This is a genomic window from Paenibacillus sp. FSL L8-0340 (assembly GCF_038593145.1).
Taxonomy (GTDB): Bacteria; Bacillota; Bacilli; order Paenibacillales; family Paenibacillaceae; genus Paenibacillus_AQ.
Genome location: NZ_CP151967.1, coordinates 5008807 through 5034851, shown reverse-complemented (window position 1 = coordinate 5034851; position 26045 = coordinate 5008807). Strand labels below are relative to the sequence as shown.

Below are 26045 nucleotides of genomic sequence, written 5' to 3'. Positions count from 1 at the left end.
AGGGTTTGTATCGACAAGGAGAATGGAATTATGAGTAATGTAACTGCTTCAACTTCAGAGATGCGCCAGGCGCCGCTGCGCGGCGGGTTCTGGCTGGTTGTGCTGGGAGCGGCGTTATGGGGCGTCGATCCGCTGTTCCGCATCATCCTGCTCAAATCAATGACCTCTTCACAGATCGTTCTCCTGGAGCATGTTGTGCTCTTTCTGGCTGCCGCGCCGGTACTTTGGCGGCATCGCGCTGAACTGAAAGGAATTCGTCTGCGTCAGGCCGGAGCGTTAATGGTTGTATCATGGGGCGGCTCCGCCGTGGCTACGATTCTCTTCACCAAAGCCTTGTCCAGCGGAGACCTCAATGCGGTGCTTCTGCTGCAGAAGCTGCAGCCGATCTTTGCCATCGGACTGGCGGCTGTCATCCTTAAAGAACGCCTGCCCCGAAATTTCGGACCGCTTATAGTGATTGCACTGGCAGGGACTTATCTGCTGACCTTTGGCTGGACCGCACCCTTCGGACATGTGAACAGCTTCATCAGTGTCGGCAGTCTGCTGGCGCTCGGTGCCGCTGCCTTGTGGGGCGGATCTACAGTAATGGGCCGCTATTTACTGGGTTCAATGAAGTATGAAACGGTGACTTCACTACGGTTCATTCTGGCATTGCCTCTCTTGTTCGTCGTCACTGCTATGGAGGGTGCTCCCTGGCAGGTACACGGCGGACTGGGCGCTTCAACGGCGATTGCGATCAATCTGCTGCTGCAGGCACTGTTGCCCGGACTGCTCAGTATGCTGCTGTATTACAAAGGTCTTAACACCACCAAAGCTTCCGTTGCCACCTTGGCAGAGCTCAGCTTCCCGATGACGGGAATCCTGATCAACTGGATTTTCTTCGGTCTGCTGGTAACCTTGCCGCAAATTATCGGCTTCGCGCTGATTTGGACCGCACTATTTCTTATCTCTAATCAACAGAGCCGTCAGGAAGCACTCGATTAGAGGGAGGCGGCTTTCTGAGTAATATAAAGTAGGCCTGAGGGGAGAACCCCCGGGGCTTTGAGTAGAAGCGGAGGATGTTCCCTGCAGCCATTCGGCTGTGGGTGACATCCTTTTTTTTAAAATATAAGAATTTATATGCTGCACGCTATAAATTATCTTTCTATTTCTCGCTGAAACGGATACCGTCCTTTTGAGGACGGTATCCGTTTCCACTTGTTTCAGCCCATCCGGAGAATTTCGTTCTTCCAAGTTTGTGAAACATCCATATTGGCTGCAAAAACTGCTGAAATGTTGCGTAAGTGAACTATATGGCTATATGTGAAGCGTTTACACTTAAGTGGAGACCAAGCTGAAATCAGGCTGGAAGGATATTCCATTTTTCCATTTGCGGGGAGCTGCCGGTAATCTAAAACCGTTTGTTGCGGGTTCCAGCGATTACCTTTGCGTCCTCAGGGAATCTTTGTACAATTAGAGCTATGTCAATTCGCGGGGTGTGTAGAGAGATGTACAGATATAACTTATTTACGAAGATGGTGAGCATCATGATCATCATGCTGATTCCAATCACGATTCTTTATTTTTATTCCAATAAGACAACTACCGATGTGCTGCGCAGCGAGCTGAATACCTCGAACAACAATCAGCTTAGTTTTTTTCAGAACCAGGTGGAGACGAATATGGAACTGTTGTCCTCTTGGCCGATTCTGCTGATTCATGATCCCGACATCCTCAATCTTAAGGATACTTATCTGGCCGGACACGATCTCGACCTCGAGGCAATCAATCTGGTGAAGCGCATTCAGACCAAAATCAGCATTCAGGAGAGCTCGTCCAACTGGAAAAGCAAATTATATCTGTACTCCCCCTCAATTCACCGGATCGTTACCGAAAACGATGCCCAGCCCTACAAGGACGAGGATCTCAAGCGGGAAGTGAAATCAGGCTGGCAGGTAGAGAGGATTACCGAGCAGGGCGAAGAACGGTTTCAGTTCTCCTGGTTTTCTTTTACCCCTTATATGTCGCAGTTCTCCCCGGAGCGGGCAACCACTATTATGAAGGTAGTGTTCGACAGCCGGAATATTGAGGATATGCTGGATAAATTCAAAAGCGGCGGCAGAAGAGACCCCTTCTACTATAAGCAGGGCGCGGGCGAGATCTTTAACCGCAGTGCCGACCGTCCGCTTGCCGCCCAACTGGTGAACAAGCTGGAAGAGGAGACGCTTCAGGGAAGTGAGAACCGGACGCTGGAGATTGATGGCGAGTCCTATAGCGTAAACATCGTTTATTCCGACAAAATGGGCTGGTACTTAATCGACTATATGCCGCTCACGGAAATCCTGCAGCCGATCCATACTTCGAACCGCCTGTTCTACGTATCCGTCAGTGCTTTGCTGCTGATGAGCTGCGTGGTTGCCTATTTCCTCTATGTGCAGGTTCAGGTGCCGGTGCGGCAATTGGTGGGAGGCTTCCAGCGGTTGAAGCAAGGGGATTACTCGGTCCGGGTAGGCATCAGGGGCAAAAATGAGTTCAGTTTTCTCTCCGGACGTTTCAACAGCATGGTGGAACAGATCCAGGAATTGATTGAGAATGTGCTGATGGAAAAAATACATGTGCGGGAAGCCAGGCTGAAGCAGCTTCAATCACAGATTAATCCGCATTTCTTCTATAATTGCTTTTCGTTCATCACAAGCATGGCGAAGCTCGGCAACCATGAGGCAGTGGTTGGAATGTCGCATAACCTCTCCCGCTATTACAGGTACACCACCCGGCAGGAACGGGATCTTGTGGCACTCTCCGAGGAGGTGGAATTTGTGACCCATTATCTGGAGATTCAAAATATGAGAATGAGCCGCCTGCAGTACACTGTGAACATTCCACCGCAAATGCGCAGGCTGGACCTTCCTCCGCTTGTGCTGCAGCCGCTCGTCGAGAATGCGGTGCTGCACGGCATTCAGCCGCTGGCTGCCGCCGGAATGCTGCGGATAACCGGCTCCTGCAGCGGCAGAACGATGACGCTCACCGTCGAGGATGATGGACAGGGCATGAGACCTGAGGCGATTAGGGAGCTTGAGTCTAAGCTTGGCCGGGCAATGGATGAGGAGATGGGCTGCGGGCTGTGGAATGTCCACCAGCGGATGCGCCTCAGGTTCGGGGAGGAAGCGGGCTTAACCTTCGCTGCTTCTCCGCTGGGGGGGCTAAGGGTCACTTTGCTGTGGCAGCTGCCCGAAGATAATACAGAGAACTGGTCCGGGAGGAACAACAATGATTGAAATCTTACTGGTAGACGACGAAGCATACGTAACAGAAAGTCTGGCCCGCACCATTCCGTGGGAAGAAATCGGTGTGTATCAGGTACATCAGGCAGCTTCGTCGGCTGAAGCACTCGATATACTGGAACAGCAGGCGATTGATATTATGGTCACGGATATTTCGATGCCGGGCATGACAGGGCTTGAACTGATTGAGACGGCAAGCGAACGCTGGTCTAATCTCCGCTGCATCCTGCTGACGGGCTACTCCGATTTTCAATATGCCAAAAAAGCAATTCAGCTGCAGGCCTTCGACTATATCCTGAAGCCTGTCAGCGACGAGGAGTTTATCAAGAGTGTCTCCGGGGCCATCGAGTCCCTGCGGGATGAATGGGAGGCGCATGATAAATATCATCAGCTGCTCTATAACCGCAAAGCCAGCTACAGCGTACTGCGGGCCAATCTGATGCATGATCTGCTGCTGGGACGAGTGATGTCCGAGCGGACGCTGGCTTCGAAGCTGCAGGAGGTTGAAATCTCCTTTGATCCAGAGACATCGGCAGTTATGCTGGTGATTCAGCTCGGCAAACATTATACGGCAATGGATCATCATTCTGTCTCACTGATGGAATATGCGATCGGCAATATCGCCGAGGAGCTGTTCCATGAGCAGTTCCATGTCTGGTTCGGCAAAGCGCCGCATGATTGCCTGATTTTGCTCGCTGAGCTTAATGCGGCTACGCGCCGGGACATCGAGATGTCGGACCGCTATGAGGAGCTTCGCCAGAAATTGCTTAAGGCTGCGATTGCCCGGTTCCGCGCGGGGGTCAGCAATTATCTGAAGGGGGACATCTCTCTGGTGGTCACGGAATGGTTCACCTTCCCCGAAGGAATGCCCGCCGCGTACCGTAGCGCACTCAGTTCGATGTATTTAGCGGCGCATAATGAATCCGGCCCGGTGCTGTTTCTGGAAGAGAACCAACTGCAGCAGCGGGTGGCGATCAAGTCTCTGGAGAGCTTGTACCGTCCGCCAACTCTGATTCATCTGCTCGAATCGAAGCAGTGGGAGACTGCCCGTGAGAAGATTACAGATGTGTTCAGCGACATGGAGACGGCCCGCTTCTCCAGGGAGCATCTGTATGAGGTGTTTCTGTCCATCACCAACGCGTTTATGTACATTGCCCATAAGGGCGGGCAATTTATCTCACAGATCGACCAGTACGCGTTTGATCCGCTGCTGACCCAGAGCATCATTGTTTCTTTTGACAAGCTGCGGGAGTGGGCGCTTGATATGCTGGCGAAGCTGCAAAAGGAGCTGTCGGAAAGCGACCAATATACCAAAAGCTATATTATCAAACAGGTGCATGAACTGGTAGGCAGCCATTCCGGCCATGATCTGTCGGTGAAGACGATCGCGGACCATGTGTTCCTGCATCCGGTATATTTGTCCAAGATCTATAAGGCGGAAACAGGCGAGGGGCTCGGCGATTATATCATCCGCATGCGGATGGAGCGTGCACTATACCTGCTCAAGCACACGAACAAGAAGATCTACGAAATCACCACAGAGCTGGGCTACCAGAATCCGCAATATTTCAGCAAAATGTTCAAAAAGCACTATAATATGACGCCAAATGAATTCCGGGACGGATAGAGGTTGGCAAAGGTGCAGAAACCTTGTTTAAATGACGTATTCCTCCAAACTGCCTTTCCCTATAATGAAGACATCACCAATACTTATTGAATCCAAGGGGGAAGACAATGAGCGCGAAGAGACAAAAATGGCTGCCGCTCCTGGGAATGAGCGTGCTGCTTGCTGGCAGTATCGCAGGCTGCTCGGGCAACAATAACACAGCGAAGGACAACAAGGCTTCCGGCAAAGCCGCGAATGCATCGGAAGAAACTGTAAACGCCTACAAGGATAAATATGATCCCGAAGTGACTATCACAACCGTATGGGGCGTGGACCCTGAGCTAAAATTCAAGAACGGCGAATCTATCGAAAATAACGTAGCCACGAAGTGGGCCAAGGAACAATTTGGCATCAATATCAAGTCACTGTGGTCGATCACAGATACGAACGGCGCTTTCGGTACGAAGCTGCGTCTCGCAATGTCCTCCGGCCAGGAAATGCCGGATGTGGTGACTATCGGTACAGGAGATGCTACCGTTGCCCAGGATTTGATTGATTCCGGCATGTATGCCGAAGTGGGCCCGCTGTTCGACAAATACGCTTCTGACACTTGGAAGGAAGCGATGGCGCAGGACCCTAACGTCTGGAACCAATACAGCCGTGACGGCAAAAAAATGGGTATCCCGGTACTTGATTACGCGTACAACCATGATTACATTCTGTGGATCCGCCAAGACTGGCTGGATAAACTGAAACTGAAAGCACCAACAACCATTGATGAGATGGAGAAGGTGATGGATGCCTTCAAGAATCAGAATCCGGACGGCTTGGCACCGGATAAAGTGACACCGCTCAGCATCGGCTTCAAGACTTCCATGAACACCTGGATGGGTGATCCTTCATGGATCTTCGGTGCCTATGGAACCCTTCCGCAGCAGTGGAACATGGGAGCAGACGGCAAGCTGGAATACGGCTCTGTAAATGAAGGCATGAAGCAAGGGCTGGCGAAGCTGAAAGACTGGCATGACAAAGGCTACATTCCGCAGGAGGCTGCGCTTTGGGATGAGAACAAGACTTCCGAGCCTGCTGTTGCGGGAACCGCCGGTATGATCCCAGGACCTTACTGGATGAGCGGCTGGCCGCTCTTGGATACCATTAAGAATGCGCCGCAAGCCGTTTGGACGCCAATCGCACTTCCGGCAGGTCCGGATGGAACGGTGATGCGCCACGGCACACAATTCACCAACGGGGTAACCCTGATCAGCACGAAGATGAAGAATCCGGAAGCCATATTTACTTATCAGAACTATCTGTACGACAATTACGCTAACCCTAAGCCGGGCAGTAAGCTGGACAACGGTTTGTTCGCAGGTTATGACTATGAACTGGATGCAAGCGGCAAGATGATCCCGAATGAACAGATCAACGGGGGTTATGTGAACAGTGTACGCTACCTGCTGGTGCGTGACGGAGCGCGGATTCCCAATGCCCAGATGAAGGCGCTGCAGAATCTGGCGGGCGGTGCTGAGCCGACAACCCGTCTGGAAAAGGATGTATCGGTCAACTACGGGAAGGATACTCCGGCAGCAGCTAAAGTATTGCTGACGCAAGAGGACAAATCCTTCAAAAATATGTTCACCGGACCGACTACAGAAACAATGAAATCGAAGATGGACTATTTGAACAAGATCGAAAACCAGGCCTTCAATGAAATCATCTACGGCAAACAGCCGCTGGATTCCTTCGATAGCTTTGTGGCGAACTGGAAATCAGGCGGCGGCGACAAAATTACTGCAGAAGTCAACGAGTGGTATGACAGTGTAAAATAACCGGCTGAAGCTCTTAAGCTGAAGTTTGGTGTGATGGGCAGGGCTGTTTCCCCGGCGGAAGATTCCGCCGGAGGAGACGGTCCTGTTTGTTTTTCATTGCTGAAAGCTTCCGCTCCCGGTATATCAGGATGTGGCTTTCGTCACGCATCAGCGAAGGCTGATTGGCTCCTGTGCCGCCTGTGGTAAAGACATTGCTTTTGTACCATTTATATTGCTTTTGCTCTCTACTTGGTCCATTTCTCCGTTGCTATAATTTAATTATGAATACAGAAGAACTTGACTATATGGGGGATCAAGGATGAGAACACTAAGAAAAAACTGGCAATTCCACGTCATGCTGGTACCTGCACTGATACTGCTGATTCTATTCAGTTTTCTGCCAATGGGCGGGATCGTCATGGCTTTTCAGGATTACAAGCCGTGGCTGCATATCTCCGGATCGGAGTGGGTGGGCCTCGATAATTTCCGCTATTTGTTCGAACGGGAAGACAGTATGCAGGTCATTTGGAACACACTCATTATTGCCGTGCTGAAAATGATCTTCAACCTGCTCGTTCCATTTATATTTGCAATCCTGCTGAATGAGGTCCGCAAGATCGCCGTACAGCGCACGATCCAGACACTGGTCTATCTGCCGCATTTCCTTTCTTGGGTCATTCTCGGTGGAATCCTGCTGGATCTGCTGGCAACAGACGGCTTCGTCAACCAGATTCTCGGCAGTCTCGGCATCAAACCCATCTTTTTCCTGGGCGATAACAACTGGTTCCGCTTCACGGTCATTCTGACCGATGTCTGGAAGGAATTCGGGTACAACACAATTGTCTTCCTGGCGGCGCTTGCGGGCATCAACCCTTCGCTCTACGAAGCTGCTGAAATCGACGGAGCGAACCGCTGGAAGCAGACACGCTTCATCACCATGCCTTCACTGATTCCAATGGTAGTGGTGGTAGGAACGCTGGCCTTGGGGAATGTGCTGAACGCAGGCTTTGACCAGATCTTCAACTTGTACAACCCTCTGGTTTATCAGAAGGGCGATATTATCGACACCTTTGTATACCGTACGGCGATTCAGAATGGCGAGATGGGCTTCGGCACGGCGATTGGATTGTTCAAGTCGGCCATCAGTATGGTTCTTATCCTGCTCTCGTATCAGCTGGCCAAAAAATGGGCGGGGTATCGCATTTTCTAAACCTATTCAAACCGGGAAAGAGGGAAACTTATGTATTACAAAACAAAAGGGTACCGCATCTTTAATATATTCAATACCTGTTTATTAATCTTTCTTGCCATCATGTGTATTGTGCCGCTTGTTCATGTCCTGGCCGTATCCTTCAGTGCCAAATCGGCAGCAGACGCCAATCTCGTTGGCTTATGGCCGAAGCAGTTTTCCCTGGAAGCCTACAAAAAAACGATCAACAATCCGGTATTCCTGCATTCCATTTGGATTTCTGTGCAGCGTACGGTGATCGGTACAGGGCTTACGCTGCTTATTACGTTCCTTGCAGCCTATCCGCTGTCCAAAGAAAATTCGGTCTTCAAGGGCCGCAGCATTTATTCCTGGCTGTTCGTGTTCACGATGGTATTTAACGGCGGCATGATCCCCTTTTATATTGTGGTCCAAAAGCTCGGCCTGATGAATTCCTTCTGGGTGCTGGTGTTGCCGGGAGCAGTCAATACCTTCCTGATTATTCTAATGCTCAATTTCTTCCGCGGCGTTCCCAAGGAGCTGGAGGAAGCAGCGCTGATGGACGGGGCGAATCATTTCCGCACCCTATTCAGCATCTACTTGCCAATCTCACTGCCTTCCATAGCTACAATTGCTTTGTTCAGCATGGTATTCCACTGGAATTCCTGGTTTGATGGATTGCTCTACATGAACAATTCGAGCAAGTTTCCGCTGGCGACCTTCCTGCAGACCGTAATTATTCAGCGGGATATGAGCTCAATGAGCATGAATCCGAAGGAGATGGAGCTGATCTCGCAAACTACGGTCCGAGCGGCGCAAATCTTCATCGGGGCAGCACCGATCCTGCTTGTTTATCCTTTCCTGCAAAAGTATTTTGTCAAAGGGATGACACTTGGATCAGTGAAGGAGTAGGCAAATGGAAAATGTATATAGCACCGGAATGACATCTCGTTTCTGGAGCTCGCTGCGATTCTAGATCGAGCGGGAGAAATGAACACAGCTCCAATAAACAAAGGATAAGGCAGACAGGGGAAATCGCCCGGTCTGCTTTTTTGTGCGTCTGTCCAGCACGCTAGCCAGTCAACAATGTAAAGGATTTGGAAGTTAATACGTTGCTTTTCCGATACCGGTATACAATCGGAACTGATGCACTTTTGGGATACTAATCCGCAGGAACAGATCAATATAATGTGTTTCTGTGCCCTAAAGTGTAGATACCTCAACTTGAATTCTGCTGGTCTGGAGTAAAAATAAGCCTTTTCTCCCATACTACCGTTATTCTTACGTCTCATCCTGCTTTTCATGACAACAATAGGAGGTGTACGGATGAACACTTATTCGGCTCCCGCCATTTACATACAGCTTAAGAATCGGGTAATGGTGCCCAAAGGGAAAGGGGTCACGCTGCGGGATATCGCTTATTTAATCACCGAGCCGGAGTGGAGGGAGCCGCTGTATTCGATTCTGCTGCTGAAGCCGGCACAAAGTGACGGGAACCTCATTCTGATCGACCTGTTGACGGTTATCCCGCATATTCACGAATTGATACCGGGTGCTGACATCCAACCGATTGGCGAGGGGCGGACGATAGTGCAGATCGAAGGGCCGGTCGAAGCACGCAAACCTTCGGTTGCGCTGTTTGTGCTGGTGTGGCTGCTGCTTTTCTTCGGATCGGCGCTGACGATTATGAATTTTCATGCCGATGTCAGCATGCAGGAAGTGCATGTCCGTATCGTGGAGATGCTGACCGGACGGCGGGATGACCATCCCTATGTGTTCCAGATTGCCTATTCGCTGGGCATCGGGTTTGGCATGGTGATTTTTTTCAACCACCTCTTTAAGAAGAAATGGAATGAGGAGCCCACTCCGCTCGAAGTGGAAATGTTCCTCTATCAGAAAAATATCGACCATTATGTAGTCCACGAGGAGTATAGCAAAATGGACCTCAGCGGAAACGATCCATCAGGACCTAAAGAGGATGGAGCATGACCGCGCCGATTACACTTGGACTGAATTTACTGCTCGGAATCGCCGGGGGGATTGCCGTAGGCGGAGGGGTGATCGCTCTGTTTATCGTGCTTGATATGGTGCCCCGGCTGGCTCAGCTGACTTCCTCCTACGACAAAGTTCATTGGTATGAAGGGGCGATGATCGGGGGTTCTCTGCTTGGCACTATGAGTGATTTCTGGAACTGGCGGATTAGCTCAGGTCCTGTGGTCGAACTGGGAGTTGGGCTGTTTGACGGGATATTTGTCGGCATGCTGGCCGCTGCTTTGACAGAGGTCTTGAATGTGCTGCCGATCTTGGCAAAACGTCTGCAAATGACGCATTATCTGTTTGGGCTGCTGATGGCCATGGTATGCGGCAAGGTTGCAGGCTCTTTGTTCGACTTCTTTGTATATCAACAGTAGAAGGGGGTTATGGAGTGGTAAGGTATATTCATAGCGGTGATCAGGTAGATGATAAAAAAGCAAAAAATCAGACAGCTGGCCCGGCTGCGCCGCAGGCTGGCAATGTTAGTGGCGGGACAACTGGAGCGGCTCCGGCAGACGGAGCTGAGAGCTATGCAATCCAGTCAGCGGATAATCTTGGGGAAGCTCATACGGGGATTGCCGGGGAACAAGAGGCACCACAGTCAGGCACAGCCGGTAATATCGCCGCAGACGGAAGAGGTACCATTAGTGCAGCGATTGTGAGTGCAGCGGCAGCCGCACAAGCTCACAGCAAGCAGTCAAATGACACGAAGGCCGGCGCAGAGGCGGATAGCCGCGCGGAAACTGGCGGAGCGGAAGCTGGCGGTGCGGAACCGGCAGGGGGGACGGATGCGAATGCTGGGGGTGGTGCGGTAGACAGTAAGGATAATGGTGAGACGGCTGGAGGCAGCAACGGGGTTACTGGTGAGGCACAACCGCAAGACACGGAGAACTCTGGAAGTGGTGTGCGGGAGTTTTACAACACATTATTCAGTAAAGATACAGAGGCAGAAGTTACATCCGGCTCCGATGCCGGCAATCAGGACGTTGAAGCTTCAACTGAGCTCGGCACGGGGAACCAGAGCAATGGAGATTCCGCTGCGCCGGGCGCAGGTGCCGATAAGGGAACAAACAACAGTGTGGACATTGGTGTGGACGCCGGAGCAACCGGGTATGGCGACCATGATCTGCAAGCCTCGGATGGAGCAGGAACACCGGATCAGGAGGGGAACGACCCGCAACAAGCAGCCGTGCCTTTGGCAGAGGGAAGTTCAGATACGGAAGCAAGCAGCGCAGCGGAAAGTGCAAAGGGAGCTGCAGGACAAGGGGCGGAGGCACAGGCTGGAAGCGGCCAGGCCTGTGCCTCCGATACCGGCAATGCAGCTGCAGGCTCAGCCTCCACACCCGAAGCCGATAATGCAGCAGCTGAAGCGGAATCGGAAAGCCCAGAGGATGACAGTGCAGTGTCCCCCGGCACAGCTGATCCCGGGGATGAGACCGGCAGCCAGCCGCAGGATATGGAAGCATCAGATGAGCTGGGTGCAGAGGAGCCGGAGAGCGGCAAGAAGGGTTTTTTCGCCAGACTGTTTAGTGAAGAGCCGGATACTGAGGAAGATGCTGAGTCAGACGATGAATCAGGAATGGGGAGTCAGGCTGGAGCCGGAACTACGGCTGAGGCTGGGAGCGGGAAGCAGTCACAAGCGCAGACCCAGCAGCCGCAGAAGTCCAAAAAAGACAAGAAACAAGCTAAGCAGGAGGATGCTCCACCCCAGGGAAAAATAGACCCGCTGCAATTAAAACGGGACAACGAGCGCTCTGATTCGCTTGAGGAATCGGTTAAATACTGGCAGGGTAATGACAAGGTTTCACCGAACCTGGAGCATACCAAAAATACACTGACTGAGGTCATGGGACTGGGTTCATCTTTTGATATCGTGTTCAGGGAGATGTCCTTTGGCGGCCGGAGAGCGGCGCTCCTGTGCATCAGCGGGTTTGCCAAGGATACGATTATTGACGAGATTCTGAAGCGGCTTACCTATCTGACACCGGAAAATGTCTCTACTGATGTGCTGGCCAGCTTCATGACTGAATACATCCCCCACATGCAGGTAGAAAAAGGTGAGCTGCTGAGCGAAAGTATCAATAAGGTTTTGTCGGGAATGAGTGTGTTCTTCATTGAAGGCGAGACCCAGGTTATTATTATGGATACACGCTCGTATCCTTCACGGAATCCTGATGAGCCCTCTATTGAACGGGTGGTTCGCGGGTCACGGGACGGGTTCACGGAGACGCTGCTTAGCAACGTCGCACTGGTACGCAGACGAATCCGCGACCCCGGGCTGAAATACGAGATGCACCAGGTCGGCCGCCGGACGCGGACGGATGTCTGTGTAGCGTATATTGACGACATCGTCGACAAAACCCAGGTGAAGGCTGTCACCGACAAAATTAAAAGTGTGGATATCGACGGAATTCCACTGGCAGACAAGCAGCTGGAGGAGGCAATCGTCGGCAGAGGCTGGAATCCTTATCCGTTGGTCCGCTATTCAGAGCGCCCGGATATCGTAGCTTCTCATCTGCTGGAAGGCCGGGTGGTCATCTTTGTAGATACATCACCAAGTGTCATCGTCCTGCCGACCACGTTTTTTGATCTCTGCCAGCATGCCGAGGAGAACCGCCAGACTCCCTTTATGGGGACTTACCTGCGCTGGGTCCGGTTCATCGGGATCTTTGCTTCTATGTTTCTGCTGCCGCTGTGGATGCTGATGGTCATTCATCCTGAGCTTTTGCCGAAGATGTTGGACTTTATCGGACCGCAGAAGACAGCTAAAATCCCGCTCCTGGCCCAGTTCCTGATTGTCGAGCTTGGGGTCGACCTGCTGAGAATGGCGGCGGTGCATACACCGACACCCCTTGGCTCAGCCATGGGTCTGATTGCCGCTATTCTGGTGGGAGACATCGCCGTACAGACCGGACTGTTCGTGAATGAAGTGGTGCTGTATATGGCGGTAGCCTCCATCGGGATGTTCGCAACGCCGAGTTATGAGCTTGGACTGGCCAACCGGATTGTCAGGCTTGTGCTGCTGGTCGCCGTTGCTGCGTTCCAAGTACAGGGCTTTATGATCGGAACCACACTGATCATCGTACTGCTGACCCTGCACCGGTCCTACAATTCATCTTATTTGTGGCCGTTTATACCATTTAATGCAAAAGCAATGGGTGAGATCATCCTGCGCCAGCCTGTGCTCAGCTCCAAAACAAGGCCATCCTTCAACAAAACAAGGGATAATACACGAATGCCGACTGTCCAGGAGAACGAGAAACAATCGTAGGAAAATACAAATCAACTGCAAATTAGTCCATTCTATGGTGTTCCCTCTGTCTGCTATACTGAATACACTAAACAGCCCCTTAAAAAGCGGAGTTTCTGCTCAATAGCTATCTTTCAGGAACTCTGTAGGGCATAATAACATACAATAGACAGGGTGGAACAAGACATTCCACAGAAATTGGAGGACTGAGTAATGTTTTTACACGGGACGAGCCGAATTAATGATGCCGGACATTTGGAGATCGGCGGATGTGATGTGACGGAATTGAAAGCGGAATATGGAACCCCGCTATATATAATGGACGAGCAACTGGTCCGGCGCCGCTGCCGCGAGTACATGGATGCGTTTACGGCCTCCGGTCTTGAGTTTCAGGTGGCCTATGCCAGCAAAGCCTTCTCCGTGATGGCGATGTGCCGGTTGGTGGATGAAGAAGGGTTGTCACTTGATGTGGTGTCGGACGGGGAGCTGTACACAGCGCTGCAAGCGGGTTTTCCTGCAGAGCGTATCCACTTCCACGGCAACAACAAAACGCCTGATGAAATTGAGATGGCGATTGATGCCGGGATCGGCTGCTTCGTAGTGGATAATCTGGTTGAACTCACTCTGCTGCAGAGCATTGCCTCACGCAAGGAAGTGAAGGTGAACATCCTGCTTCGCGTTACGCCAGGGGTAGAAGCTCATGCCCATCATGCGTATGCTTCTACAGGCCAGACTGATTCGAAGTTCGGTTTTGACATTGGCAATGGTTCCGCTCAAGAAGCGGTAAGCCAGGCTTCAGATAAGGCCAATTTGCAGCTGCTGGGTGTGCATTCACATATCGGCTCGCAAATTTTTGAAACTGAAGGTTTCCAGCTTGCGGTGGAGCGGATCGCTGATTTCACCCGCAAGGTGAAGGAAGAGCTTGCCATTGATTTCCCTGTCGTCAATCTCGGCGGCGGCTTCGGCATCCGTTATGTGGAAGGTGATACACCACTGTTGGTATCCGAATATGTAGCGGCAATTACAGATGCGGTGAAGACGCATTTCGCAGGAATTGGCGGCAAACTGCCGCAAATCTGGGTAGAGCCGGGCCGCAGCATTGTTGGGGATGCAGGTACGACGTTGTACACGGTAGGAACCAACAAGGAAATTCCGGGGGTCCGCAAATATGTCGCCGTTGACGGCGGGATGACCGATAACCCGCGTCCTGCACTGTATGAATCCAAATACGAGGCGTTGCTTGCCAACCGTGCCACGGAATCCAATGAAGAAACAGTCTCGATCGCGGGCAAATGCTGCGAGAGCGGCGATATGCTGATCTGGGACGTGGAGCTTCCGAAGGTAGAGAGCGGTGATCTGCTTGCCGTAGCCTGCACCGGTGCGTATAACTATTCCATGGCCAGCAACTATAACCGGATTCGCCGTCCGGCCGTCGTTTTTGTACAGAACGGACAGAGCGATCTAGTGGTACGCCGCGAGAGTCATCAGGACATTACCGCCAATGATATTGTGCCGGAGCGCATCGCCAAGCAGGCTGTTGCGAAGTAGGACCTCATCACCGCAAGGCTTAGTGTCTGAAATAATTGGAGCAAGCGGGAGTGACTCCCGCTTGCTTTGCTTTGTGCGTGGTTTCATAGTAAACTAAGAAAAGTGTTCTACATCTGTTATTTCGAAAGGGGTCATTTACATATGGCAAAGCAAGCGAAAATTACACTTGAAAACGGCGGCGTAGTGCTGATCGACTTGTTCGATCAGGATGCTCCAAACACTGTAGCCAACTTTGAGAAGCTGGCAAAAGACGGTTTCTACAACGGTCTGGTCTTCCACCGCGTTATCCCTGGTTTCGTAGCACAAGGCGGCTGTCCTAACGGTTCAGGCTCCGGTGGTCCAGGCTATACGATCAACTGCGAAATCAACCCGAACAAGCATGAGCGCGGAACGCTGGCTATGGCGCATGCCGGCAAGAACACTGGCGGAAGCCAGTTCTACATCTGCTATGCACCGCAGCCTCACCTCGACGGAGTACACACTGTATTCGGTAAAGTCATCGAAGGCATGGACTATGTTGACTCTTTCCAGGGCCGCGACAAAATGACTTCGGTGGAAATTATCGAAGCTTAATTCAAATGAACTAAGGCGCGTCATACGCCCTTTACGGCTATTCATAAAGCACCCGGCTGGGATCCCAGCCGGGTGCTTTTGTGCAAATATAACAATTTATAAGCTTCACGCGATGAATTATCCTTCTATTTCTCGCGGAAACGGATACCGTCTTTATGAGGATGGTATCCGTTTCCACTTGGTGCACCGCTTCAAAGGGTCCGGCTTCTGCGGCGGTCCCGGAGAGCGGAACGCTGCGGCAGTTTGAAAAAGATCAGATACATCAGCAGAAAAAGAATAAAGGCAAACCCTTCTTCCACCAGCAGGTAGTAAGGGTAAGGGCCGAAATAATCCAGTATGGAAAAGGTGCCGGGTTTATGCGCCAGGAACATATAGTTCGATCCCAGCAATGAATTTGCGGCATAGACACAGGCAGCGACCACATTCAGGCAGAGCATGGTGAAGAAAAGCGAGCGCCAGGTTGGCCTATACCCTTCGACCCAGGTCATGTAGAGAGAGGCCAGGATAATCGCGCCATGGGCCGTAAAAAACAGCAGAAAGCGGAAATGGGGATAAGGATACACCAGATTAGGCGTCAGCAGGGCGATAAAAGCTCCGCCAATGCCGGCAAAGTAGAGAAAGGAATAGAGCCTCCGGCTGCGGGTAAGCAGCATAATGACGGACAAGAGCAATGTAATCCCGCATAACTCCAGCGGCAGCGAGGACTCCTTCTTCCAGATCCCCTGCGAAAAGTACCATACATGCAGTCCGGCTTCAGAAAAAAGCAGGATAAATACTAGCAGCAGTTTCACAAACCGGCGGAGTGATGGACGGGTACGGAGCGCAAAACGCGACCAGAACAGCAGCAGGCAAGCTAAGGTCACAACAGCCAGTGCAACCCAGTGTGACGGTGAAAACATACTGAAATCAGTCTCATGCTGCCGTGTAAAAAATGAGCCGAAGTTCACAGAATTCTCTCCTTGGGACCCGCGGGTTATTTTAACAAAAATAAATATTCGGAATTTTAACATTTTCTGATTCTAGAGATCTATACTTAGGTGATATAAGTATATAATGCTCAAGCCGCACAGAAAAGGAAGAGATTTCTGCGATGTCACATAAGATGGAAGCAGGAAAACCGGAATACATAACTGGCTTGAGGCTTTTGAGTGTCATGGTGTAGGTCGGCTGCCATTTTTTTGTACCGGGTTTTAGAGGCTGTTCCGAAAATCAAGCATGAATAGACAGAGAAGGAATATGCTGCAAGAGGGATAATTATCCCAATATCAAATCAGAAACGGGGGCTTCCAGGGAATGTTGAAGAAGAAATTTAGTTTGTCCATTATGATCATTATGCTTTTTGTGCAGTATGCCTATGGTATTGGATTCACCTCGCAGGCTACGGCAGCTGGGATTGAGACTGAAAGGAATATTATTACCAGCGTCTCTATGGCTGTGTATGGACCTGACGGCCAGACCGTTACGGACAATGTGTATGATGTCAATTCCACGGTCAGTCTGGATTACACCTGGGCGCTTCCGAACGGACATGGGTACGCAGCAGGTGACACCTTTACGTTCCTGCTTCCTGAGCAATTCCAGCTGTTTAACGACATCAGCGGCGCATTGGTCTCGGATGACGGGGAAGTAGGCAGCTTCACGATCAGAAAGTCCACGCATCAGGTAGTGATGACCTTTAACAGCTATATTGAGAGTCATGACAATGTGCAGGGAACACTCCGGGTCAATACGAAGTTTGATAAACAGAAAATTCCCGGCACTGGGATAGAGGAAATCCTATTCCCTATAAATGGCGGGACGCAGAAGGTTATCGTGAACTTCAAGCCTGAGATCGGCTCGACCATCGACAAGCACGGCAGCTCCAGCGGCTACAATGCGACCAGCATTCAGTGGACAGTTGATGTGAACAAGAAGCTGGAAAAGGTAGCAAACGCTACAGTAACCGACCCTATTCCGGCAGGGTTGTCCTTGGACAGCACGGCCACGCTTGCAGTTTACGGGCTGGCGGTCCAGCTTGACGGCACAGTGTCACAAGGGGCACTGCTTGACAGCAGCAAATATTCTGCGGAAATACTGGACGGCAAGCTTATCGTTCACTTCACCGATCCTGTAATCGGCAGTGCCTACCGCATTGCATACACCACACCTATAGCTGTGGAGAATAAAAGAATTTTCACCAATACAGCGACGTTTACTGGGGATGGGCGCGATCCGGTCAGCTCCTCGGCAACGGTAACTGTTGAGCGCGGTGGAACACTTAAAAAATTCTCAACCGGCTATGAGTGGGGAAATCAGGTGATTTCCTGGGCAATAGAATATAACTACAATGGCAAAAATATCCCGCAGGCCAATGCTGTCTTATCGGATTTATTCGATGCTTCGCATGAGCTTGTATCCGGTTCGGTTAAGGTTTATCCGGTAACCCTGGATTCTGCGGCTGTAGCGACAAAAGGCCCAGCCCTGAATGAGAATGTGGACTTTACTGTTTCTCCTATTACTGCTGCCGGTAAAAAGGGCTTTAAGCTGCAGTTCACAAACGACGTATCCGCACCGCACCGTATTGAATATAAAATCAAGGCCAAAGACCGTGTGATCAAAGAAACGACGGTGATCAATTCAGTTACGGACAGCACGTATACTTATGATGCAAAACAGCTTGTCCGGCCAGCCGTTATCTATAAGACGTTATCGGGTGTAGATTACAAGAATAAAACGACAGATTGGAAAATTACGCTTAACGGCGATAATTACCCGATGAGCCATGTCGTTGTGAAAGACAGCTTTCCGGATGGCGGTCAGAAATTGGTTCCCGGTTCGCTGCTTGTAAGGGATGAAAACTGGCTGGTCGTGAGCCCTTCCAAGTACACGTTAATCTATGATTCACCAGTACAGCCGAACGCCGGATTCACAGTGAAGTTTCATTCACCGATATCCGGGTTTCATACCATCAATTACACCACCTTGTTCAGCAATGACTGGCTGACTGGAAGCACTGATGATTTTATTAATAAAGCACAGATTGATTGGATGGACAGTGCTGAACAGAATCAGTCAACTGCAGCATTTGGAAAGTTCATTCCACGTTCTGAGGTGAAGAACAACGGGTTCAAATCCGGTGTTTACAATGCAACCGCCAAAGAAATTACCTGGACTGTGGGTGCGAACTACAATGGCAAAGCGATTGCCGATCCTGTGGTAACCGATGTGCTGACTGCAGGCCAAACGTTAGTTCCAGGTTCGCTTAAGGTTTACAACATGAGCCTCGACACAAAAGGTGACTATACAAAAGGTTCCGAGCTTAGTGCATCGGCGTATACCTATGCTGTCAGCGGCAGCAATGAGCTGAAAGTAGAATTTGCCGGCAACATCAGCGAGCCATACATTATCGAATTTAAAACATCTCTTGAAGGACAGCTTATCGACGCTACCGTGGCCAATACGGCTAAACTTCTGGATGGAACCAAGCAGGTATCGAAAGACTTGACTGCTTCCCTGAAGATCCCGCACGGTGGTGAATATATCTACAAAGACGGCCTGCAAAGCGGCGATAAAGTAGATTGGAGCATCGCGATCAACAGGACACAGTCGTTCATGAAGAATGCAAAAATCATTGACGAACCCAGCTCTAATCAAATACTGCTGCAGGATTCCTTCCATTTGTATCCAACCGTTGTATCATTGAACGGTGAAGTGACCAAAGGCGGACCTGAACTGGTGAAGGATGTTGATTATTCACTTAACATTAATCAGAATGCCAGTGGAAAGCAGAGCTTTGAACTCAGCTTCTTGAAGGATATCAAGACAGCTTATGTGCTGGAATACAAGACGCTGATCGTAGCGAATACAGGCGATAAGCTGCTTAATACCGTGAAGTTCAACGGCAACAATGTTGTAGTGGTCGAGAAGGATACATCCAAAGAGGTCATTGTGGGAGTATCCAGCGGCTCGGGCACAGGAAGTGGTGTCAGAGGAGCTTTGGTCGTCACCAAGCTCGATGCCGTAAACAAGGAGAAGGCGCTGGAAGGGGCGACTTTTGAGCTTTACCGGCTGAACGGAACAGAACGCGTGCTGATCAATACCCTGACTACCAACACTTCAGGCAAAGCGGCATTCAACAATATTTGGCTCGGAAGCTATGTATTGATTGAGACGGCGGCTCCGAAAGGATATGTGCTGGATTCCAAAGAGTATCCGGTCACAATTGGTTCGTCGGTGAGCGTGGGGCTGACTGTATACAATACAGAGGAGGTGCCGGTACCAACGTCGACACCAACAACAGTACCGACAACAGTGCCAACAACAGTACCAACAATAGGCCCGACAACGGAACCAACAACGGGTCCAACGACAGAACCAACACCAGTACCTACAGTAGCGCCTGGCGGCAGTCCAACACCAGTACCGACGACTGTAGCAACACCATCACCAACACCATCACCAACACCAATACCGACAGTAGCACCTGGCGGCAGTCCAACTCCTGTTGTGATTATCGAAGAACCACAGATTCCTGCGGGACCGGGGGCGACGGCACAGGCTACACCTGCTCCGTCAGCGACACCTTCACCAACTCCGGGACAAGTGACAACGATAGATGATGACATCCCGCTTGGCGAAGTGGAAGTTGAGGATGATGAAATTCCGGCGGGGACAGTAACCGGCTCGGGCGGCCAGCTGCCACAGACGGGTGAGAATAGTCCATTGCCAATCTATTTGGCAGGAGTAGGATTGATTCTTACAGGGTTCATTCTGAGCCGGGTATTTAGACGCAGAAAGCAGGAATAGCACCAGAGGCAGCTGGATATTCATCTTTCCTGCCATAGCAGCACTAACAAAGAGCACACGGCGATCAACTGCCGTGTGCTCTTTGTTTATTGGAATTACACAATCCACTGTAGTTATGGAGTAAGGCTGTAGCGTATCCAGGTCCCCTTCTTATCGGTGGTGACCTCCCAGCCTAATTGTTCGGCGGTGAAGGCGAGCGGGATCAAGGCTTTGCCTCCGACGAGCAGCGGAGCGGCTTCCAGGACTGTGCTATTTCCGTCCACAAGCGCTTCACTGCTGCCGACAGTCATTGCAATACTGTGCCCGCCGGACGTTAGCTTTACTGTTTTGCTGGCTCCATCCCATTCCACTTTAGCCCCCAGGGCAGGTCCAAGGTCTTTGGCAGTCAGCCACAGCTCCTTGTCCCCCTGGATCAGCCGGGTGGTATATCCCAGCTGCACTCCACCGAACTGAACGCTGCTCTGATACAGGTTCCCGCTGAGGTTGGTAACGGCACTTTCCGCCTGAGACTGCAGCCTATTGTTGAACTCGCCGATGTTATCATCCGTTACAAGATAATCCGGATTCTTCTCTCCGATGGCCTCGGCAATCCAGCTGTTCACTTCTTCGCTGTGATGGCTAAGATCCTTGTACAGATCAAGGTTGAACGTCCACTTCGATTCCGCCTGAAAATCATAAAGCGACACATTATCGAACTGCCGGAATTGCTCGTACATCCATTTGCGCATCACCAGTTGATTGCTAAAGCGGAGGGGATTATCAGAATACCAGGCAACCTGCCGCATCACGCTATAGGGAGGATAATAGAAGTAGAACTTCACGTCAGGATATTCCTTCAGCAGCGGCAGAATATACGTATTGAAATGTGCCTTCAGCTGATCTATATTTTCCTCGTTATGCCCGAAGTATATTTCGTTGTCACTGGCTTTCAGGTAGGCTTTGGTTACATATTGTCGGCCGAACTTAACTACATGGTTCCAATTGTTCAGATATTCCAGATTTTTTCCGGACTCACCCGAAATCGAGCTTTTGAGGCTGCGCCAGAACTGTTTGTATACCGAGGAATTGAACCAATATTTGTAATCGGTCCATAGCTTGCCGTCGTACAGATAATCGGGGAATTCTTTTGCTGCTTTTGTGGTTTCCAGCTTCAGGGAGAAATAATCCAGCCCCCAGAGGACCTGCTTCACTTTGCCGGTTTCCAGAGCAAGCTTGGCGATTTTATAGTGCTCATCGACAGTCGATCCCTCCATCGACAGCTTCATTGTGGTTCCGCCTAAGTTTTTGTCTACTTGAGAAGGCAGAAAGTTCTCGGTCATGGAGGTCCCGATAATGATATTGTCGTAAGCATAGTTTTTGGCCAGCCCGGGATTCTGGTAACGTTCCTCCTGTGAGAAAACCGGGGTATACCATGAGGATTTATGATAGAACTGCAGCGGATCCAGGAATAGGGTAAGAAGAGCGGCGAGAGCTGCGAACGAGAACAGAAACAGCAGGAATAAGGTCATCATTTTTTTGGATCGGGCATGTAAGCCGCGTGGCTGTGCCGGGGTTTTGGTGATTTGAATATGGGGTAATGGCATCATTCGAACCTCCTAAGCAAATAGAGTGAGTGAGTTTAACGGAATCGTTTACTGGATTAGAAGTTAAAATACAGGAACGGAGTGATACGGTTGAAGAAGAACAACGAAATGACGAAGATCAGAGCCATGGCCATAACCGTCTTCCAGCTTCGTACCTGAATTTCTGTCTTGCGCCGCAGCAGGATCACGCCAAGCAGGATAACAATTAGGACGATAGCCCACCGCATTAAGCCGCTGACTGCAGAAATTCCCAAACCATTTATTCCGCTCATTCCTTTTAATAATCTAAGGGCTATCGTAAGATTCTCCGCGCGGAAAAATACCCAGGTTACATTAATAAAGGCAAAGGTGAGTACCCATGCGATACCCTTGGGCAATGGCGTACCCCGGCGTGCCCACAGCTTCTCTACCGCTTGCCCCACTCCGTGCAGCAGCCCCCAGAGTACGAACATCCAGCCTGCCCCATGCCATAAACCGCCAAGCAGAAAGGTAATGATCACATTGCGGATGGAGATCCAGAAGCCCTTGCGGTTGCCTCCAAGCGGAATATAGATATAATCCCTAAGGAAGCGGCTGAGCGTCATATGCCAGCGTCTCCAGAAGTCACGGATACTCAGGGCGCGATATGGAGCATTGAAATTTTGCGGCAGCACAATATTGAAGAGCAGAGCAATGCCGATCGCCATATCCGTGTACCCGCTGAAATCAAAGTAAAGCTGGAGGGTATAGGACAGCACAGCCACCCAGGAGTCCACAAAGTGAGCAGCGGAGGCAAAGCCGCTATTGGCAAAGCCGGCCAGGGTATCCGCGATGATCACTTTTTTTCCGAGGCCGATGCTGAACAGCAGGGTACCCTTCAGTACATTGTTCCAGTTCCAGAGCTTGCCCCGCAGTCTGTCGAACTGAGGCATCATCTCCTTGTGGTGAAGGATCGGACCGGCAATCAGATGGGGGAAGAAGGTAACGAATAGTATGTAATTGACGAGACCGTATTCACGTGCCTGATGCCGGTAGGCGTCGACGAGATAGGCAATTTGGGTAAAGGTGAAAAAGCTGATCCCGAGCGGCAGCAGCAGGTGAAGGGGAGCCGCATTCCAACCCGTCAGCCCATTCCAGTTTGTGATGAAAAAATCGGCATATTTGTAGTAACCCAGCAGCAGGAGATTGGCGCTTAAGCCAAAGATAAGCAGTGTGGGGGGGCGGAATTTTCCGCTGTGTAAATACCGGCCAAGCGTGTAGTTGAACAGAATGGATAAGAGGATTAGCGGGATGTAGCGGATATTCCACCAGCCATAGAAGACCAGAGAGGACAGCGCCAACCACAACTTGGCGTACTTAAACAGGCGGATGCGGTTTAGTGCAAAGTAGCCGGCCAGCACAATAGGCAGGAAGCCGAACATAAAGATGTACGAATTAAATAACATTTTGACCCCTCGTTTACAACAGATTTGGTATAACAATCACTTTAAGACTCAGTTCTAAAGACTTACCGGCACTAAATCTAATGATTTTCTTAAGAAAATTCTCCTGACCGTGAGAACAAGGCCGGAGATTTATTGTCATCCGCAGGGGAAATGCTATAATAGTTTAAATTCGAAGTTTTGGAGGGAATCGGCAATGTGGAAGGAATTCAAAAGTTTTGCCATGAAAGGAAATGTGCTTGATCTAGCCGTTGCTGTCGTCATCGGGGCAGCTTTCGGTAAAATCGTTACCTCCCTGGTCGCCGACATTATTATGCCGCTGGTGGGGATGCTTAGCGGAGGGATTGACCCTTTGAAGAAGCTTAGCTTCACTTTCCGGGAGGCAACTGTGAACTACGGCTTGTTCCTGCAGGCAGTGGTAGATTTCTTTATTATTTCTTTCTCCATCTTTTTGGTGATTAAGCTGGTAGGCAAATTTAAACGCAAGGAAGTCGTAAAAGTCGAAGTGGTCGAGACCCCGGCACCAGATCCGGAAATTACCCTGCTGACAGAGATCCGCGATTTGCTGCGGGCGGAAAAACAGAGTGAAATCTAGAAGTAAGTTACATAAATAAAGTAAATATATTAAATGCACTTGCTTTTCCTGCCGCTAAGTGATAATTTTGTTGTAGGCAAAAATTAATTTAATTGAATATATCAATCCTTCAGGGCAGGGTGTAATTCCCTACCGGCGGTGATGCCGCTGTATATGGCCGAAATGCCAGTATCAGCGCTTAGTCCGCTACCCGCTTCGTATGTTGCATACGGACGGTGGACCCGGTGCAATTCCGGGACCGACAGTATAGTCTGGATGGAAGAAGGAGAGATTGACGTTCTGTGCTTTGTATAGGCAGGCGTACTGCAGTGTTTTCGAATATTATGTGCGAACTTTCACAATGCCATGTTTGTGGCGTTTATTTACGCACCATTTTATTGGACTGCCGGTAAACTCTCGTATAACCCGTCTTGAACTCCACCTGGAGATTGAGACGGGTTTTTCTGTTTTGGACTGGAAGCATGAATACAAGGCGATGGGATTGGAGGCAAGGCATGGATACAATGAACGACCAGTTTTATATGGCCCTGGCGCTGGATATGGCGGAAAGAGCACAGGGACAGACAGGCGTCAACCCGGTGGTGGGCTGTGTTGTAGTGAAGGACGGCGCGGTGATCGGCCTCGGCACTCATTTGCAGCGCGGAACAGGGCATGCGGAGGTGCATGCGCTGAATATGGCGGCCGGCAAGGCGCAGGGAAGTACTGCGTATGTGACCCTTGAGCCGTGCAGCCATTACGGCAAGACGCCGCCCTGCAGCCAAAGGCTGATTGATGAAGGTGTAGCTCGTGTAGTGGTGGCGTGTGAAGATCCCAATCCGCAGGTAGCAGGCCGGGGCATAGCCATGCTGCGCGAACAAGGGATCGAAGTTGAAGTGGGGCTGCTGCGCAGCCGTGCTCTGCGGCTGAACGAGAAGTTCATCAAGTACATTCTGACGAAGCAGCCTTTTGTCACGCTAAAGAGCGCCAGTACGCTTGATGGCAAAATCTCTACCCGGACCGGGGACAGCAAGTGGATATCTAACGGGCAGGCACGGGAGATAGTACATACCCTGCGTCACCGTCATCAGGGAATTATGGTCGGCGTCAATACGGTTATTGCCGATAATCCTTCGCTGACCACAAGAATGGTGGTACCCGGACTCAACCCGGTCCGGATCGTGATCGATTCTTCGCTGCGTATCCCGCTGGACTCCGCCGTTGTTACCGACGGGCAGGCACCTATAGTTGTCGTGACTACAGAAGCTGCCGATCCGGTCAAGCGTGAGGCGCTTGTGGCGGCAGGGGTTCAAGTCATCGTCTGCGGCGCAGGGCCGCGCGTGGATCTGCAAGGTGCCATGACTAAGCTGGGCGAGATGGAGATCGGCTCCATACTGCTGGAAGGTGGAGGCACCCTAAACGGCTCCATGCTGGAGAGCGGACTGGTTGACCGCGTGGTGCTGTTCTTCGCTCCCAAGATCGTTGGCGGCGGGGCCGGAGCGGCCGGAACTTTCGAATTCCCGGGTGTCGGGCTGATGAAGGACGCCATCACGCTTGAGGGATTGGAAGTGGAAGTGCTCGGGGATAATGTGTGTATCAGCGGCACTCCAATCCGCTAAGTAATAGCAGTTGCTAACAAAGCTTAAGCATATGCTTGCAGTGATCCTAACCAAACTTGTAGGAGGGGTTCTATGTTCACCGGCTTAATTGAGGAGATCGGTGTGCTGCGCAGTGTCTCCAGCGGAGGCGAGATGATGGTGCTGAATATCGGTGCCTCCCTCATTATGGATGACCTGAAGATTGGCGACAGTGTATCCGTCAACGGGGTCTGCCTGACCGCAACGTCTTTAGGCGACCATTATTTTACCGTCGATGTGATGCCCCAGACCTACCGCAACAGCAACCTGAAGGAGCTGCGGACCGGCGGCAAAATGAATCTGGAACGGGCGATGGCCGCCGGAGGGCGTTTCGGCGGGCATATCGTTCAGGGGCATGTCGACGGTACCGGTGAAATCCGGAGCGTGAAGCGTGACCAGAATGCGGTTGTGTTCGAAATTGCACCGGACCGCAAAGCGCTGTTCAAATACATTATTCCTAAAGGCTCCATCACGATAGACGGCATCAGCCTGACGGTCGTAAATACGACGGCTGCAGCGTTTACCGTGTCGATTATTCCGCACACGCTTGGAGAAACTGTACTTACGCACAAACGCTCAGGCGACAGTATCAACATTGAATGTGACGTGCTTGGCAAGTATGTGGATCATCTCCTGCATTACAGTGCGGGCGCAGGACATGAGGAAGATGAGAACAGCTCCCGGATCAGCCGCGATTTCCTGGCGGCCAACGGGTTTGTATAAATAAGACTAGGCTTACGGATAGCCTGTGAGGGCACGTAA

General features: G+C 50.9%; 17 protein-coding genes, 1 pseudogene and 1 riboswitch. Of the genes and pseudogenes, 15 read left to right on the top strand and 3 right to left on the bottom strand.

Annotated features, from left to right (window positions below; all coding sequences use genetic code 11):
- The first annotated feature begins 30 nt into the window (after positions 1-30).
- The 11 genes and pseudogenes from NST07_RS22965 (at position 31) to NST07_RS22915 (ending at position 15286) form a co-directional block, all read left to right on the top strand.
- Positions 31-984 (top strand): DMT family transporter, encoded by a 954-nt coding sequence (locus NST07_RS22965; RefSeq protein ID WP_341094624.1) that lies wholly within the window; start codon positions 31-33, stop codon positions 982-984.
- A 503-nt stretch (positions 985-1487) separates the two neighbouring features.
- A complete protein-coding gene (locus NST07_RS22960) occupies positions 1488-3254 on the top strand; it encodes a histidine kinase (RefSeq protein ID WP_342480221.1) in 1767 nt (588 codons plus the stop codon).
- On the top strand, positions 3247-4887 hold the full coding sequence (locus NST07_RS22955; protein ID WP_341379165.1) for a response regulator: 1641 nt from the start codon (positions 3247-3249) through the stop codon (positions 4885-4887). Before NST07_RS22960 ends, NST07_RS22955 begins: the two co-directional genes overlap by 8 nt.
- Positions 4888-4994: 107 nt before the next feature.
- Positions 4995-6695 carry a sugar ABC transporter gene (locus NST07_RS22950; RefSeq protein WP_341094619.1) on the top strand — a complete coding sequence of 567 codons (1701 nt, stop codon included), beginning with the start codon at positions 4995-4997 and terminating at the stop codon, positions 6693-6695.
- Between the two features lie 298 nt (positions 6696-6993).
- Positions 6994-7884, top strand: a complete 891-nt coding sequence (locus tag NST07_RS22945) for an ABC transporter permease subunit (RefSeq protein WP_341094618.1) — start codon at positions 6994-6996, stop codon at positions 7882-7884.
- 30 nt (positions 7885-7914) lie between these two features.
- On the top strand, positions 7915-8793 hold the full coding sequence (locus NST07_RS22940) for a carbohydrate ABC transporter permease (protein WP_341094617.1): 879 nt from the start codon (positions 7915-7917) through the stop codon (positions 8791-8793).
- A 414-nt stretch (positions 8794-9207) separates the two neighbouring features.
- On the top strand, positions 9208-9870 hold the full coding sequence (locus tag NST07_RS22935) for a stage V sporulation protein AA (protein ID WP_341379162.1): 663 nt from the start codon (positions 9208-9210) through the stop codon (positions 9868-9870).
- Positions 9867-10292: a stage V sporulation protein AB gene (locus NST07_RS22930; protein WP_038594622.1), complete on the top strand. Its 426-nt coding sequence runs from the start codon at positions 9867-9869 to the stop codon at positions 10290-10292. The genes NST07_RS22935 and NST07_RS22930 overlap by 4 nt, the downstream gene beginning before the upstream one ends.
- Positions 10293-11641: 1349 nt before the next feature.
- Positions 11642-13186 (top strand): annotated as a pseudogene (locus NST07_RS22925) (spore germination protein); the annotation flags it as partial.
- 192 nt (positions 13187-13378) lie between these two features.
- Positions 13379-14713, top strand: a complete 1335-nt coding sequence (gene lysA / locus NST07_RS22920; RefSeq protein ID WP_341094614.1) for a diaminopimelate decarboxylase — start codon at positions 13379-13381, stop codon at positions 14711-14713.
- Between the two features lie 141 nt (positions 14714-14854).
- On the top strand, positions 14855-15286 hold the full coding sequence (locus tag NST07_RS22915) for a peptidylprolyl isomerase (protein ID WP_341094612.1): 432 nt from the start codon (positions 14855-14857) through the stop codon (positions 15284-15286).
- Positions 15287-15477: 191 nt separating this feature from the next.
- Here the strand turns inward: NST07_RS22915 and NST07_RS22910 are convergent, their stop codons facing one another.
- Positions 15478-16233: a TIGR02206 family membrane protein gene (locus NST07_RS22910; RefSeq protein ID WP_341379160.1), complete on the bottom strand. Its 756-nt coding sequence runs from the start codon at positions 16231-16233 to the stop codon at positions 15478-15480.
- 346 nt (positions 16234-16579) lie between these two features.
- Here NST07_RS22910 and NST07_RS22905 point away from each other — a divergent pair, with 346 nt between their 5' ends.
- Positions 16580-20071 (top strand): collagen binding domain-containing protein, encoded by a 3492-nt coding sequence (locus NST07_RS22905; protein ID WP_342480220.1) that lies wholly within the window; start codon positions 16580-16582, stop codon positions 20069-20071.
- Between the two features lie 113 nt (positions 20072-20184).
- Here the strand turns inward: NST07_RS22905 and NST07_RS22900 are convergent, their stop codons facing one another.
- Both NST07_RS22900 and NST07_RS22895 read right to left on the bottom strand, forming a co-directional pair.
- Positions 20185-21657 (bottom strand): copper amine oxidase N-terminal domain-containing protein, encoded by a 1473-nt coding sequence (locus tag NST07_RS22900; RefSeq protein WP_342480219.1) that lies wholly within the window; start codon positions 21655-21657, stop codon positions 20185-20187.
- 53 nt (positions 21658-21710) lie between these two features.
- The gene (locus tag NST07_RS22895) at positions 21711-23078 is read right to left on the bottom strand and encodes an MBOAT family O-acyltransferase (RefSeq protein ID WP_342480218.1); all 1368 of its coding nucleotides are present in this window, start codon (positions 23076-23078) and stop codon (positions 21711-21713) included.
- A 193-nt stretch (positions 23079-23271) separates the two neighbouring features.
- On the opposite strand from NST07_RS22895, the gene mscL reads away from it, so the two are divergent.
- From mscL to NST07_RS22880, 3 genes are all read left to right on the top strand, one after another.
- Positions 23272-23670 carry a large conductance mechanosensitive channel protein MscL gene (gene mscL / locus NST07_RS22890; RefSeq protein ID WP_341094602.1) on the top strand — a complete coding sequence of 133 codons (399 nt, stop codon included), beginning with the start codon at positions 23272-23274 and terminating at the stop codon, positions 23668-23670.
- A gap of 101 nt (positions 23671-23771) precedes the next feature.
- Positions 23772-23941, top strand: a riboswitch (FMN riboswitch).
- A 223-nt stretch (positions 23942-24164) separates the two neighbouring features.
- On the top strand, positions 24165-25265 hold the full coding sequence (gene ribD, locus NST07_RS22885; RefSeq protein WP_341094601.1) for a bifunctional diaminohydroxyphosphoribosylaminopyrimidine deaminase/5-amino-6-(5-phosphoribosylamino)uracil reductase RibD: 1101 nt from the start codon (positions 24165-24167) through the stop codon (positions 25263-25265).
- Positions 25266-25337: 72 nt separating this feature from the next.
- Positions 25338-26006, top strand: coding sequence for a riboflavin synthase (locus NST07_RS22880; RefSeq protein WP_341094598.1), 669 nt, complete (start codon positions 25338-25340; stop codon positions 26004-26006).
- Positions 26007-26045 lie beyond the last annotated feature (39 nt).

Excerpts from the sequence above, each read along its gene's own strand:
- NST07_RS22915 (WP_341094612.1), top strand. The coding sequence starts at position 14,855 with ATGGCAAAGCAAGCGAAAATTACACTTGAAAACGGCGGCGTAGTGCTG.
- NST07_RS22930 (WP_038594622.1), top strand. The coding sequence starts at position 9,867 with ATGACCGCGCCGATTACACTTGGACTGAATTTACTGCTCGGAATCGCC.
- NST07_RS22945 (WP_341094618.1), top strand. The coding sequence starts at position 6,994 with ATGAGAACACTAAGAAAAAACTGGCAATTCCACGTCATGCTGGTACCT.
- mscL (WP_341094602.1), top strand. The coding sequence starts at position 23,272 with ATGTGGAAGGAATTCAAAAGTTTTGCCATGAAAGGAAATGTGCTTGAT.
- NST07_RS22955 (WP_341379165.1), top strand. The coding sequence starts at position 3,247 with ATGATTGAAATCTTACTGGTAGACGACGAAGCATACGTAACAGAAAGT.
- NST07_RS22880 (WP_341094598.1), top strand. The coding sequence starts at position 25,338 with ATGTTCACCGGCTTAATTGAGGAGATCGGTGTGCTGCGCAGTGTCTCC.
- NST07_RS22960 (WP_342480221.1), top strand. The coding sequence starts at position 1,488 with ATGTACAGATATAACTTATTTACGAAGATGGTGAGCATCATGATCATC.
- NST07_RS22935 (WP_341379162.1), top strand. The coding sequence starts at position 9,208 with ATGAACACTTATTCGGCTCCCGCCATTTACATACAGCTTAAGAATCGG.
- NST07_RS22965 (WP_341094624.1), top strand. The coding sequence starts at position 31 with ATGAGTAATGTAACTGCTTCAACTTCAGAGATGCGCCAGGCGCCGCTG.
- NST07_RS22900 (WP_342480219.1), bottom strand. The coding sequence starts at position 21,657 with ATGATGCCATTACCCCATATTCAAATCACCAAAACCCCGGCACAGCCA.
- ribD (WP_341094601.1), top strand. The coding sequence starts at position 24,165 with ATGGATACAATGAACGACCAGTTTTATATGGCCCTGGCGCTGGATATG.
- NST07_RS22940 (WP_341094617.1), top strand. The coding sequence starts at position 7,915 with ATGTATTACAAAACAAAAGGGTACCGCATCTTTAATATATTCAATACC.
- NST07_RS22905 (WP_342480220.1), top strand. The coding sequence starts at position 16,580 with ATGTTGAAGAAGAAATTTAGTTTGTCCATTATGATCATTATGCTTTTT.
- lysA (WP_341094614.1), top strand. The coding sequence starts at position 13,379 with ATGTTTTTACACGGGACGAGCCGAATTAATGATGCCGGACATTTGGAG.
- NST07_RS22895 (WP_342480218.1), bottom strand. The coding sequence starts at position 23,078 with ATGTTATTTAATTCGTACATCTTTATGTTCGGCTTCCTGCCTATTGTG.
- NST07_RS22950 (WP_341094619.1), top strand. The coding sequence starts at position 4,995 with ATGAGCGCGAAGAGACAAAAATGGCTGCCGCTCCTGGGAATGAGCGTG.